Below are 12,730 nucleotides of genomic sequence, written 5' to 3' on the forward strand. Positions count from 1 at the left end.
CCCGCAGCCCATTTTTGCTCGAGCGCTATACCGTGATGCGCGCAGCTTAATGACGCATGCGCCATACCAAAATTCGAGATCTGCTTCCAGTCCCCGCGCAGGATTCGGTTGTTGCCAACGGGGACGTTGGATGCGGCGATCGACTAGAACTGACCGCCGGAGAATCGATTAGGACCGCTAGTGGAACGAACCGAGCCGCGCGGATTGGAGAAAGAGTCAACGCTTCGCTATATAGACCTTTAAAGGAAATTTTCATGGCCCTCGTATCACTACGCCAACAGCTGGACCACGCTGCCGAACACTGTTATGGCTTACCCGCCTTCAACGTCAACAATCTGGAGCAGATCCTGGCCATCATGCAGGCTGAAGATGCCTGTGACAGCCTGGTCGTCCTGCAGGCCTCAGCCGGGGCGCGGAAATATGCCGGCGAAGCCTTCCTTCGCAAAATCGTTGAAGCTGCCGTGGAAACTTATCCGCACATCCCGATCTGCCTGCGTCAAGACCATGGCGGCAGTGCCGCGGTATGCAAGGCTTCGATCCGTTCTGGCTTTTCCAGTGTGATGATGGACGGCTCGCTGATGGAGGATATGAAAACGCCGTCGTCCTATGCCTACAACATCGAAGTAACCCGTAAGGTAGTGGACTTCGCTCATTACATCGGTGTATCAGTCGAGGATGAGCTCGGGTGCTTAGGTTCGCTAGAATCCGGACAGGCGGGGGAGGAAAACGGCTCGGGCGCCGAGGGAATGCTGTCGCACGATCAACTACTGACCGATCCTGCCCAGGCGGCCGACTTCGTCAAGCGGACCGGCGTCGATGCGCTAGCCATTGCAATCGGCACCAGCCACGGCGCCTACAAGTTCAGCCGTAAGCTTACAGGCGACATTCTTGCGATTGATCGCATCAAGGAAATCCATGCTCGCATCTCCGACACCCATCTCGTGATGCACGGCTCCTCCTCCGTGCCGCAGGAGTGGCTGGAGTCATCCGCCAATACGGCGGGGACATACAGGAAACGTATGGTGTGTCGGTAGAAGAGATTTTGCAGGGCATCAAGCATGGCGTGCGCAAGATCAATATCGATACGGATATCCGATTGGTAATGACCGGAGCGATGCGGCGCGGCATGGCCCAAAATCCTTCTCAGTTCGATCCGCGTAAGTTCTTTAATGATGCTGTGGCTGCAGCCAGAGACCTATGCCAGATGCGCTTTGAAGCGTTCGGGTCCGCCAGACAGGCGGCGAAGATTAAGGTTATGCCACTTGAACGGATGGCGCGTCGGTATGTGAAAGGTGAACTGGCCGCTGTGGCGAATTAAATGGTATCTGTCAACTCGGCTCACTTTTAAGGAAACCAGATCAACCTCCAGGAAGTGGCTTTGCACCACGTAAACGGGGCACAGCTTTCCCTTTATCGAAGAAAGGGAAAGCCGCCCAAGTGCAGTATTGGCCGCATTCGTGTGCGACACGGCCGAGAACCTGTGTTGATGCGATCGCACCAGTGGCGCGAGAGATGCTTTCCAGGACAACTAAGTCGATGCAAAGAAACGGGCCGTACGCCGCGACCCGGGCAGTATTCGGGTATAAAAGTGATTGTCGTGTCCGTACTGTTTGGCGCTTTCATCGAGGCCGCCTAGATACGGGCGTTCATTGCTTTTCACGGATACCCGCTTTTGCTCGGTACGGCCCTTCTGGCCTGTGGTTTTGGATTGCGGCACGCGGCGGATGACGATCACATCGTCGCGATCTATAACGTGATGCGCAAGCTCATGCAGGAAGGAAAGCGCCCGCTCGCCATCGGATTCATGTTTTCGCCGGGAAATTCCACGGCAGTCGTGCCCGCGACTACCGTGAGAGGAGCCACCGCCCTCGCCTTGCAACGCGAGATGGACGCGATCAAGGAAATCGGCGGAATCAGCGGCACACTGATCAGCTTTCTTCCTATTCGCCACTGCGTTGATCAACCTGATGGTCCTGGATTCCATCTATCAGGCCTTCACGCGCAAGCGCCGGGGCGAGCCTTACGGCGAGAAAATTTTCGCTCAGCTGCTGGCGGACCGGGGCCTGCTTGCGCGGATTTTCCATCCTATGTTCAAGCTGATTATCCGCAGCTGGCATAGGTATCCGCGCGGTGTGCTGTTTGGCTCGGGCTTCGATACCGCGACGGAAATCGGCTTGCTGGGCATTTCGGCTGCAGAGGCGTACCGAGGCGTATCGGTTTGGTCGATTCTTGTATTCCCGCCCTCTTCTGCGCCGGTATGTCTCTCGTCGATACGACCGACAGCATTCTGATGCTCGGCGCCTACGGATGGGTCTTCATCAAACCCATGCGCGAGCTGTAAGTTGTACTACAACATGACGATTCCCTTCGTCTCCGTTGTGCCGCTCACTAAGCCCATGGGGAAGTTCGAAAGCACCGTACACGAAATTGAAAAGCTCCAAGCTATAGCACTACTCACCCGACAGGCGCCCGAGGAATATGAAGAGCTTCACGATCAGCCCTTCGGTGATGGATGGCCTGATTGGACAGGCGTTTCGGCTGTCGGGTAACGAATGAACGGTTGCAATAATGCGTCGCGAAAGAGTCATGGCTCACACGTAAGACCGGAGCATAAGCCTATCAGCGCCACGGAACTCGCATTCGGCGAGCGAGATAGCTGTACTGCCTGACGGCTGATGACGTTGTGATGTGTCGCTCAATCAAGAACAGTAAGCAGTCCTTCCGTAAGAAGGGAGGCGTGTCTACGATTGTTGTGGTAGGCGCGATGATGCCGTTGACCAGCCAGGATATTACTTCGTGTACGGCCCGACAGACATTTGAACGGGAGCAGATCATCGCCTGATCGGTCCGCCATTACGCACTGCCCGGACCGTTGGCGATCAACTCAGACCTCAGCATGGAGGTGAGCATGCTCGGGGCGAACCCCTCGAAATATGCTGGATCTGGCCCCTCAGTGCGATATTGTTCCGCTCTGTTTCTGACCTAGGATGGGCAAGGTCGCTGCGCGGCTCGCGGACCACGTGGTGCAATTCAGGTGATCTGCAATTGAGGTAATCTGTACAAATCGCTATATCCTACGGTATATTACGGTGTCATGCGCCGATTGAAACCGATTATCTGAGGCGAGAACTCCTATGAATCCTCAACCATCTCATCGTGCCCAGTCACCGACTGCGGAGTACATGAAACACGATGCACCCGAACACGTGCCCGGCAGTGACATCCGGCGCGCGCGGCTGGCCGACCTCGATCCGTACATCCACTGCTCTGTGATCGGCACCTGCCCTGCCAGCACCGATCTGCGCGATATCGTTACCCGCTTTGCGGGGTTCGACTTCCATCATCGGGTGAGCAACTTCGAGGTGCATCACGCCGCAGTACAGATCGCTGCCGAAGGCGGCCGGGGCGCCGACGCTCTGCAGGAGATGCTGGACCATCGTTACGATGGGGAAATCAAGCGTTTCGAAAGAGCGCGCAATGAAAGTGAACTGTGCCATCTATGGAACACGGCGAGGCGAAGTGGCGAGACAGCCGGCGCCTACTGGGCGCTGATGACGCACCCGCATGCGACGCACGAATTGCGCCAGCGTATCGTCGTCGAAGCGCACAGGCTTACGTATGTAGTGACGGGGCCGTCACCGATGCTCGACACTGATTGACCGCATCTGTGGCGCGGAGGTGGACTGCGCTACGCCGTCGAAAGCGAGCCAATGCAGCGCTCTACCAGTTGCGATTCCGGAATCGATCAGCGCTGCAAGACCGGCGCCTGATTTTGGCCGCGGTGATCTCTGCCAGGATTCGTCGAGAATCGGCATGTGCGGACGGCGGTCATTTCCGGGTATATTCACATTGATGAGTGAGCCCTCTTCCGATTCGTCGGCGCACATCTCGCCGATTCTGCTTGTGGCCTGCCTTTGCGCCCGGTGGTGTCGCACGTGTGACACCTATCGCGCAACACTCAACGCCGTACGCGCAGAGCTGCGACGCACCCGACCCCATGCTCACCTGCGCTTCTTGTGGATCGACATCGAGGACGAGGCCGCGCTGATAGGTGACCTCGACATCGAGAACTTCCCCACGATCCTGCTTGCGAGCGACGAACAGGGACTGTTCCTCGGTCCTGTGATGCCCCACGCCGCGGCGCTGGACCGCCTGATCCTCGCGGCCCTGGACGGCGACCTGCCGCCAGTGACGCTGCCCGAGGGCGATGCCGCGACATTGCCGGCACGGCTTGCGGAGCATACCGATCTCTGAGCGTCGTGCGAGCTGCTGCCACACGCGCCGCGATTGTCGACGCAACACGCATCGCCGGTCGTTCGCTGAAACCTCCGCGCTCCAGACGCGAGAAGCGGTGCGAGCAAGCTTCGTCGCCTCAGCCGCCGATGTAGTGCATCTCGACGCGCGGCGCGGATCGCCGATCGACCCCAGCCGCAATAGCGTCCGAAGCGCGGAGCTCCGAATAGCGGTCGGCACGCTGACCCCAGAGACCGTTGATCGCGTTGGCAAGCTCCACGTCGCTTGCGCCTCCACGCAGCGGCCCGCGCAGGTCGTAGCCAAGCGAGGCGAACAGACAGAGATAAAGCTGGCCATCGGTCGACAGGCGCGCGCGATTGCAATTGCCGCAGAATGGCTGCGTGACGCTCGAGATCAGACCGACCTCGGCACCGTCATCCGAGAAACGCCAGCGCCGCGCCGTTTCGCCAGAACTATTCTGTGTCATCGGTTCGACCGGCCCGATCTCTCGCAACCGCTGCAGTACGTCATCCGAGGGTAACACCTCGTCCGATCGCCAGCCATTGGTGGCGCCGACATCCATGAACTCGATGAAGCGAAGCACTACCGCGTCACCGTATCGCAGCCGAAGCGCACGCGCGAGTGGGACGATCTGGCCATCGTCGGTACCTCTCTTGACAACCATGTTGACCTTCACGGGCAGCAGACCCGCTGCCAGAGCGGCATCGATGCCCTCGAGAACGCTCTCGACAGCGAAGCCGACGTCGTTCATTGCACGGAACACGCCATCGTCGATCGCATCGAGACTGACTGTCACGCGATCGAGCCCCGCTCGCTTCAACGCGGCGGCTTTGCGTGCAAGCAGTGAGCCATTCGTCGTCAGCGTCAAGTCGAGCCGACCGCCGGTGGGCGTGCGCAGCGCGGCCAGCATTGACACGAGCACGTCGACGTCCTTGCGCAGCAGCGGCTCGCCGCCGGTCAACCGGAGTTTCGTGCAGCCCGCGGCGGCGAACAGACGCGCGAGTCGAGTGATTTCTTCGAAGGTCAACATCGCCGAGTGCGGCAGGAACGCATGGCGGTCGTCGAAAATCTCCTTGGGCATGCAATAGCTACAGCGGAAGTTGCAGCGATCGGTAACGGAGATGCGCAGGTCGCGCAACGGGCGGCCGAGCATGTCGAGGCGATCGGCTCCTGGAGCGAAACCGCTCGAATTTCTCGTCGGTAGGCGCTGGTCGACGAGCCGGATGAAAGTTGAACTCATGAATCTCCGGGTACAGGGACGATGCAATGCGCAGAGGAATTCGCGACAGACGACGGCAAGTGTCCAGGCGTCGCCCACCCCGGCACCCGCGCCGTGACGACGTCGATCAGCAGAAACAGGTTGGGCTGTCATCTCGCACCACCGGTAGATGGCTTTCATTCTCGACTGAAGGAAGCTCGGTTCCGACTCCAGCGAGCAGAAAGTGCCGAACCCAAAGACCCGCACCGGTCGCATGCGAAATGACGCTTGGCAAGCGAGCCAACAAGACAGTTGGCCAAGCGCGATGCACAGCGCAAGCCGCACGGCAAGCGCGCGGCTTGCGGCGATCGACAGCGAGATGCCATCTACTCACGCGGGCTCATGGCAAATCAAGCCGGTAGCGACGTCTGTGAACAACGGTGCCAGGTTCTCAGCCGCACGATCGCGATCCTTTTCGCCCAGTAGAGTTTCACCGGCCAAGCCGGCGCAACTCAGCAATGGCGAGCACGGACGTCGCCACTGTGTGATGGTGGGTAGCGTGATACCACCGCTGGTCATCGGCCTGCGTTGACGACACGCTCCGAGGCGTCTCCGACGGGATGTCACGGGCAACCGCCAGACGGACCCAAGGAAATGGAAGAGAGTCCTGGACATCGTGCACCTACCATCGTACAACTCCGCGGGCGTCACCGTTTCGCTGTTGAGTGCACGTTTCGCTTCGTACGTGGCGCTGGACCTGGCGCGGAGAGTACGCAAGAAGCATGGCCGCATCTCAACGGATAGGTGGCTGGGTTGATCGTTCGTCATGGGCACCGGTATCTGATGCATGCATTTAGTGGGGATGCTGGCTTTTCCCCTGCCCATCCGCTCGGCTACACGAAGATGGCAACCATCGTCTCGTGGATCGCGGCTGCCTCCGCCGTCGCGCTGTACATCGCGAGTCGACCATCGCTCAGTTGGCAATCGCTAACCGGCAGCGCGCTCGCGCCGGACGCGGCGGGCATCTGTGCGATGCACTTCATCGGCACTGCGGCGCTCGACATCGCGCCGCGTATCGTCTGGAGTCCCTGGCTTGTGGCCGCGTCGGTAGCGATTACGATTGGCGCATCGGTGCCGTCGCTGGGCGTGTTCTTCTGGATCCGCCGCGACAACATCCAACATTGCCCGGATCACCTATCAGAAACGATGACGCACGCCTACGGCGACCGCGACTTGATCTTTGGTCGTTGAAGGCGGAATCATGCCCGCCATAGAAGTCGCGTTGGGTCCCACGGAAACGGCCTCTGTCGAGGTGTCAACGGTAATTGCTCGGCCTTGGGCATATTGATAGACTCCGGCCACATAGACATCGCTACGCTTGCTAAGCGAATAATCAAGGCCAAGTACTCCGGAATGCCATTTCGGAGTCGCCGATACTCCGGCATACGACTCTCTTCCAGTGGTATAGGTATAGGAACCGATTGCGGTCAGCGAGGCGGTCACACCATACGTACCGTTGATTTCGATATTGTCAAAGCGGGCCTGGTCACCAGCAATCGCGGCGATACCCTGTTGTTGAGCATGCGTCCAGAGGATGCCTACCGTACCGGGACCAAATGCATAGTTGCCACCAACGCCGTAAATGCGCTGACGCGTCGCGGTGCCAAGTGCCTGAGGTGCGAGTACTGAGGTCACCCCTAAATTCGCCCCGCTACCCGATTGGTCCCGCTGGACGTAAGCAGCCGCGATTTTGATCGGACCATTCGCATAAGCTGCTCCGACACCGAAAAGCCGTCCTTGATTGAACCCGCCGGGCACATTGCTGAATCCATATTCACCCCCGACATGGAAGCCTGAAATATCAGGGCTCTCATATTTGACGACATTGGAAGACGAAGCCGGATTGCCGAGATTGTCGACATCACCCGGATGGGCAGCAAGATTGACCCCTCCTGCCTGTCCTGCCAGACCCAATGGGCCAAGATAATCCACACCGGAATCAAACTGACGGCCAAGCGTCAACGTTCCGATCCGATCATCCTGTAGACCGACATAAGCCTGACGGGTAAACAGGCCCGAGCCCGGAGCACCCAGATTTGCATCGAACTTCCCGAACTGACCATTTCCGATATTGAAGCCACTCTCTAATTTGAAAATTGCCCGTAGGCCATTTCCAAGATCCTCCGTACCGCGCAAACCGAAATACGTATCCGACAGCGCACCGCTATCCTGAGCCCAGAGGCTTTTACCACCCGCATTATTTACATAAGCCAGACCCGCATCAATCGTACCGTATAAGGTAACGCTGCTTTGAGCATGGGCAATCGAAGCCATCAGTGCGGGAATGCCGATAATCATAAATTTCTTCAAGATCAACTCCTCATGGAAATTATTGATTTCACTTTTTCACAACAGGCACCGTAACGCCACTTCTACATGTTCGAGTTGGCTTCTTATTGATCTGGTCGCAAAGGCACCTCGCGGCACGCATCCACGCACGACGTTGCGAGATCCGTGCCCTCGGGCCAGTCGAGCGTCTCGCCGATCCCGAGCGCTTCGCGCAAGGACGCAAATAGCGGACATTCAACTTCATGGCGCGAGCTCCGCGAGAGACAGATACCGCACGCTGTCGCCGGCTCGCACGACGCGCCCCGGCGCGATATCCGCCAGTCCATCGCCCCAGGCCAACGAAGTCATCACGCTCGAGTTCTGGTTCGGATAGACGTCGAGACCACCATTCACGTTTCGACGCACGCGCAGGAATTCACGGCGCGCGTCCGGCTTCTGCCAGTCGAAATCAGCGCGAGCCAGCAGGCTGGGCGGCTCGACGTCCCTGACTCCTTGCATCCGCAACAACACCGGCCGCACGAACAGCAAGAAAGTGACGAAACTGGACACCGGATTGCCGGGCAGCCCCAGGTACAAGGTCTCGCCAGCGACGCTGTTTCCCGGGTCAGCCTCCGGCCGTCGCACCGCGCCGAACACCAGCGGCTTTCCGGGCTTGATCGCCACGGCCCACAGGTCGAGCCGGCCCTCCTCGCGCAGCGCCGGCCTCAGGTGATCCTCCTCTCCGACAGATACACCTCCAGCGCTCAGTACCAGATCGTTGTCTCGCGCGGCAGCGCGTAACGTTGCCCGCGTCACATCGAGGCGATCAGGCACGTTGCCGAGATCGTTGACGATGCAGCCAAGACCACGCAGCAACGCACCCAGCGTAAAGCGGCTTGCGTTGTAGATCGCGCCGGGCAGCAGCGGCTCGCCCGGCATCACCAGTTCGTCGCCGGTCGAGAAGAGCCCGACTCGCGGCCTTGCTACGACGTCCAGGTGAGCGCATCCAATCGTCGCGGCGAGGCCTAGCGCCGCGGCATCGAGTCGGCTACCCGAGCGCAGCACGACACTGCCGGCCTGGACGTCCTCGCCGCACAGCCGGATCGACTCTCCGGCCGGCGGGACAACGCGAACAAGCACGCTCCCGAACCCGGCGCGCTCGGCCGGCGCCAATACTGCTTCGCAGTGCTCCTGCATCACGACCGCATCGGCGCCCGGCGGGATCGGGGCGCCGGTGAAGATCCGGGCTGCGGTGCCGGCCAGCAGCGGCTGACCGACCTGACCCGCAGGGATGCGCTGCGACACCGGCAATGACGCGGTGGTGTCGCCGCAGAGGTCAGCCAGCCGGATTGCATAACCGTCCATCGCGCTCTTGTCCAACGTCGGGACGTTGATGTCGGAAACGATGTCATGCGCCAACACGCGGCTCCACGCGCATTCCGTCATGACGTGCTCGGTGCGCGCCAGCGGCGAGACAGCGGCAAGCAGTAGCTGGCGCGCCTCGTCGGCCTCGATCAGTGACTGCTGCGACTGGACGGTTGGGGTACGCGAATTTTCGTCTGTGATGGATATCATGACGGTTGGAAAGGAACGGAATGGCAGGCGCTGCACACAATGCGTGAGTTGCCGGCACATAGGCGCGACCGACCACGATCGGCTCAATCGCGAATGGAGAAGGCCTCTGCGTTCATCTGCTCGGACCTGGAATAGCAGACACTGAACATGACGATGAATGGCGCGCCGAAGAACATCGCGTATGCGAGCGCGGTGCCACTGTTGCCATTCGTACCAGGCGTCGAGCAGATCATCGTGGTGTCTGACGTGCCGAGGTAGTGCATCGGGATGATGCCCCCGCCCATGACGCCGCCATCCAGCGTGTACGCCGCGGACATGATCCGGTCCTCGGCGTCTATACCTCGGCGACGCGAGCCACAGTGCGGTGCATGAGCCGCAAACAGCGATCGGCAGCGACAGCGCGACTGGCGTCGGATCATAGCGATGATTGGCCAGACCAACTGCCAGTTCGAGACTCGTCGCGTGCGAAATACCCCGTGCATCAGTCGACATGGTCAGCTTCCTGCCTCTTCGCTTATCGAATGACTCACAGCCGTACGAGTTGATGGCATCTGCCGGGCCGTGACCTTGCATTCCGTCGTGGATGTACTCCAGTCGACCAGTGCGCCGCGCAGTTCGCTGCCACGCCGTACCGCCGTCATCTCGGCCAGAATCGCCAGGCAGATTTCCGGCGGCGTGCGGCCTCCGAGGTTGAGCCCAACCGGGCCGCGCAGTTTGCGGGCCTGCATCTCGGTCACGTCAAATTCGAGAAGCCGGGTACGGCGTGCCTCGTTATTTTTGCGCGAGCCGAGGGCGCCCACGTAGAACGCTGGCGTCTTCAGCGCTTCCATCAGAGCCAGGTCGTCGAGCTTGGGATCGTGTGTCACCGCTACCACTGCGCTGCTTGCATCGAGCTTTAGTTGTACAACCAGGTCGTCGGGCATTTCTCGCACGAGTTCGACCCCTTCGAGCGCTTGCCAGCCTTCGTGATATTCAACGCGCGGCTCGCAAACGATGACTCGATAGTCGAGCATCAAGGCCATCGCTGCGAGATAGCGCGACAGCTGGCCTCCACCAATGATCAGGAGCCGCAGCCCCGGGCCGTGCACCGTCGTCAGCACCACACCGTCGAACGTGACGAGATCGCCGACGCTAGCCATCGAATCGATCGAAACCGCGCCCGATTCGATCTCAAGCCGACGCAACACGATGCGGTGCTGCTCGACTGCCACCAACAGTTCCGGCAGTTGCGATTGCGTTCCCAAAGGCTCAAGGACGATCTGTACCGTGCCGCCGCATGGCAGCCCGAAGCGCTCCGCCTCACCTGCATTGGCTCCGTAGATGACAGACTGAGGCAGTGTGGGTGCCAGCTCGCCGCGTTGCACGCGGCCGATCAGGTCATCCTCGATGCAGCCACCCGACAATGAGCCGGCCACTTGGCCGTCGTCGCGAATGATCATCAGCGAACCCGGCGGGCGTGGCGAGGACCCCCAGGTGTGAACCACTGTGCCCAACACGACACGGTGCTTGCGCCGGATCCAGTCGATCGCGGTGCGAAGAACTTCGATGTCCATATTGTTCATGGTCTCTTCTCCAGCTTGTTAAAGGCCGCGGGTTTCCACAGCGACAGCGCCGCTCCTACGGCGGCGAGTGCGCCGAGGCCGATCTGTGTGCCACGCAGTGCCGATGGGCCGCAGTAAGTGACGGCCACGCCAAGCAAAGCGATGCAGCAGGCTGGCACCAGTGCGCCGAACCATGTCGGTGCCGCCGCTCGCGTTTCTATTCGAGGCGCGTCGCCGATCCGGGCGAACCAGGCCAGACTCCAGCCAAGCGACTGGCACATCGACGCCAGCATCAGGCCCAGCATGCTGGTCGACAGCAGCGACAGCAGGAGGCCCGCTGTCATCGCCGCTGCGACCCACGCCTCGGCGCGCAAGGTCACACGCAGCAGGTACAGCGTCAGCGGCGGCATGAGCATCGCACCGAGATGCAGGCCGACTATGGCGGCCGTGCTCAGCCAGACTTCGCCGCGGCACCACTGCGTCATGACGGACATGGAGGCCATCATCGGCAGCATCGCCCAGCTTGCGGCCTGCGTGGGCCACTTCGCCGGATTGCTCCAATGGCTCCATCCACCCAACGGTAACGCACAGTCGAACAGGCCCCCGCGGCATCCGCTCGTGATGCCGCGGGATGGCAGCATGATCGCCAGCAGCGCCGCCGCGGCAAGCAGGCCGATGGCGGGCGCGGTCGTCAGCGCGACGCCCGGGTCGCCGGAGACGAGCCAGGCCAGAGCGGCACCTGCGGTGGCCGGTAATATCGGTGGCGGCGCGCGCCGGGCTCGTGCCCGAAGCATCTTCACGGCGCGCGACGCGGCGACCAGGAGTGCAGCCCATCCAGCGGCAGCGCACGCAACCATGATCAGGCTCGCGGAGTGGCCAGTCCGCAGCAGCGCTCCCGCAGCAACAGCGGCTGTCGCCAGCAATACGAAGCGAAGCACCATAGCGGGCACCGCCAGCGTGGCCCCGGCGCGCAATACGATACCGGTGACTCCGAGAAACAACACCATCGGTGCCAGTCCACCAAGCTCGAACGGCATCACGGCACTCCCGAGATCGCCCAGCACCAGCCAGCCGCCGATCAGCAGCGCCCACGCCAGCGTGCGCGCGACGAGCAGGAGCGAAGTCGCGCTATCGATCACTGTAGCCACGCAGTTGGTCGCTTCCCCGCACCGCGTGGATGCTCGCGTTGAACGACACGATGAGTCGCTCCGACTCTCCTGCATACGGCAGCGCCTGGTGCGCAAGCCACGAAGGAAACACGAGCAGTTGGCCCGGGAGCGGCTCGACGTCCACGTGCGGGGGAAGCAGATACGCATTGCCGAGATCGACGTGCGCCCCCGCCAGGGCGCCGAACGACGGGCCGTAGAATCGCGTCACGCCGTTGGCCTCGCCGAAGACCGGATGCATGGCTCGCCGGGACGGCTCGTCGACCTGCACCACGTAGATGCCCGACCAGGAGCAGTTGCCATGCGTATGCACATCGTGATGCGCGCCATCGTTGCTGAACTGAAACCACAGACCCTCGATCGCGACCTTCAGGTCGAGCCTCTCGCGCAGCCAGGCATCGCGGTTGGCCTGCGCGGCGGTGTCGCGAAGGCTCCTGACGAGGAACTCCACGAACTGATCCCACTCCGCCAGCTTCACGCGGCCAATCAGATCGTCGTCGCTGGCGAAGAAGGCCCGCTGCGGCTCGCCGCGTGCATGCAACTGCGTCGCACGAATTGCGGAGAACACGCGCACGAGCAGCGGGTTTAGCGAATCCGCGCGGACAAGGCGGTGAACGCCCAGCGGCATCGGCCACAGTGAATGGAAGCCGGGATCGAGTGCCACCGCG

General features: G+C 61.0%; 10 protein-coding genes and 3 pseudogenes. 6 read left to right on the top strand and 7 right to left on the bottom strand.

All coding sequences use genetic code 11. The features are described from left to right. Positions 1–254: 254 nt before the first annotated feature. The 5 genes and pseudogenes from fba (at position 255) to HB376_RS25310 (ending at position 4,254) form a co-directional block, all read left to right on the top strand. Positions 255–1,318, top strand: a pseudogene (gene fba, locus HB376_RS25295) (class II fructose-bisphosphate aldolase). 390 nt (positions 1,319–1,708) lie between these two features. Beyond that, positions 1,709–1,864: pseudogene (locus HB376_RS41765) on the top strand (HoxN/HupN/NixA family nickel/cobalt transporter); the annotation flags it as partial. Positions 1,865–1,967: 103 nt separating this feature from the next. Further along, a pseudogene (locus HB376_RS41770) lies at positions 1,968–2,341 on the top strand (hypothetical protein). Between the two features lie 841 nt (positions 2,342–3,182). Next, the gene (locus HB376_RS25305) at positions 3,183–3,659 is read left to right on the top strand and encodes a hypothetical protein (protein ID WP_213766470.1); all 477 of its coding nucleotides are present in this window, start codon (positions 3,183–3,185) and stop codon (positions 3,657–3,659) included. 193 nt (positions 3,660–3,852) lie between these two features. Beyond that, on the top strand, positions 3,853–4,254 hold the full coding sequence (locus tag HB376_RS25310) for a thioredoxin domain-containing protein (RefSeq protein ID WP_213766472.1): 402 nt from the start codon (positions 3,853–3,855) through the stop codon (positions 4,252–4,254). A gap of 118 nt (positions 4,255–4,372) precedes the next feature. On the opposite strand, the gene moaA is transcribed toward HB376_RS25310, so the two are convergent. Beyond that, positions 4,373–5,494, bottom strand: coding sequence for a GTP 3',8-cyclase MoaA (moaA, locus tag HB376_RS25315; RefSeq protein ID WP_213766474.1), 1,122 nt, complete (start codon positions 5,492–5,494; stop codon positions 4,373–4,375). Between the two features lie 861 nt (positions 5,495–6,355). Between moaA and HB376_RS25320 the strand changes: the two genes are divergently transcribed. Further along, complete coding sequence (locus HB376_RS25320; RefSeq protein WP_213766476.1) at positions 6,356–6,703, top strand: MHYT domain-containing protein; 348 nt, start codon at positions 6,356–6,358, stop codon at positions 6,701–6,703. Here HB376_RS25320 and HB376_RS25325 read toward each other — a convergent pair. The 6 genes from HB376_RS25325 to HB376_RS25350 all read right to left on the bottom strand — a co-directional run bounded on the left by HB376_RS25325 (position 6,650) and on the right by HB376_RS25350 (position 12,726). Then, a complete protein-coding gene (locus HB376_RS25325) occupies positions 6,650–7,822 on the bottom strand; it encodes a porin (protein ID WP_255631568.1) in 1,173 nt (390 codons plus the stop codon). The two genes, HB376_RS25320 and HB376_RS25325, sit on opposite strands and share 54 nt — an antisense overlap. A gap of 219 nt (positions 7,823–8,041) precedes the next feature. Beyond that, on the bottom strand, positions 8,042–9,355 hold the full coding sequence (gene glp, locus HB376_RS25330; RefSeq protein WP_213766478.1) for a gephyrin-like molybdotransferase Glp: 1,314 nt from the start codon (positions 9,353–9,355) through the stop codon (positions 8,042–8,044). Positions 9,356–9,438: 83 nt separating this feature from the next. Next, on the bottom strand, positions 9,439–9,672 hold the full coding sequence (locus tag HB376_RS25335) for a hypothetical protein (protein WP_213766479.1): 234 nt from the start codon (positions 9,670–9,672) through the stop codon (positions 9,439–9,441). Positions 9,673–9,849: 177 nt separating this feature from the next. Continuing rightward, positions 9,850–10,917, bottom strand: a complete 1,068-nt coding sequence (locus tag HB376_RS25340; protein ID WP_213766480.1) for an XdhC family protein — start codon at positions 10,915–10,917, stop codon at positions 9,850–9,852. Then, positions 10,914–12,044: a hypothetical protein gene (locus HB376_RS25345; protein ID WP_213766481.1), complete on the bottom strand. Its 1,131-nt coding sequence runs from the start codon at positions 12,042–12,044 to the stop codon at positions 10,914–10,916. The genes HB376_RS25340 and HB376_RS25345 overlap by 4 nt, the downstream gene beginning before the upstream one ends. Then, complete coding sequence (locus tag HB376_RS25350; RefSeq protein ID WP_346730576.1) at positions 12,025–12,726, bottom strand: putative 2OG-Fe(II) oxygenase; 702 nt, start codon at positions 12,724–12,726, stop codon at positions 12,025–12,027. The genes HB376_RS25345 and HB376_RS25350 overlap by 20 nt, the downstream gene beginning before the upstream one ends. Positions 12,727–12,730 lie beyond the last annotated feature (4 nt).

Origin of the sequence: Caballeronia sp. dw_19 (assembly GCF_018449515.1) — a bacterium.
GTDB lineage: Bacteria > Pseudomonadota > Gammaproteobacteria > Burkholderiales > Burkholderiaceae > Caballeronia.

Bases quoted from the DNA above. Each gene is read 5' to 3' on its own strand.
- HB376_RS25305 (WP_213766470.1), top strand. From the start codon at position 3,183: ATGAAACACGATGCACCCGAACACGTGCCCGGCAGTGACATCCGGCGC.
- HB376_RS25310 (WP_213766472.1), top strand. From the start codon at position 3,853: ATGAGTGAGCCCTCTTCCGATTCGTCGGCGCACATCTCGCCGATTCTG.
- moaA (WP_213766474.1), bottom strand. From the start codon at position 5,494: ATGAGTTCAACTTTCATCCGGCTCGTCGACCAGCGCCTACCGACGAGA.
- HB376_RS25320 (WP_213766476.1), top strand. From the start codon at position 6,356: ATGGCAACCATCGTCTCGTGGATCGCGGCTGCCTCCGCCGTCGCGCTG.
- glp (WP_213766478.1), bottom strand. From the start codon at position 9,355: ATGATATCCATCACAGACGAAAATTCGCGTACCCCAACCGTCCAGTCG.
- HB376_RS25335 (WP_213766479.1), bottom strand. From the start codon at position 9,672: ATGTCCGCGGCGTACACGCTGGATGGCGGCGTCATGGGCGGGGGCATC.
- HB376_RS25340 (WP_213766480.1), bottom strand. From the start codon at position 10,917: ATGAACAATATGGACATCGAAGTTCTTCGCACCGCGATCGACTGGATC.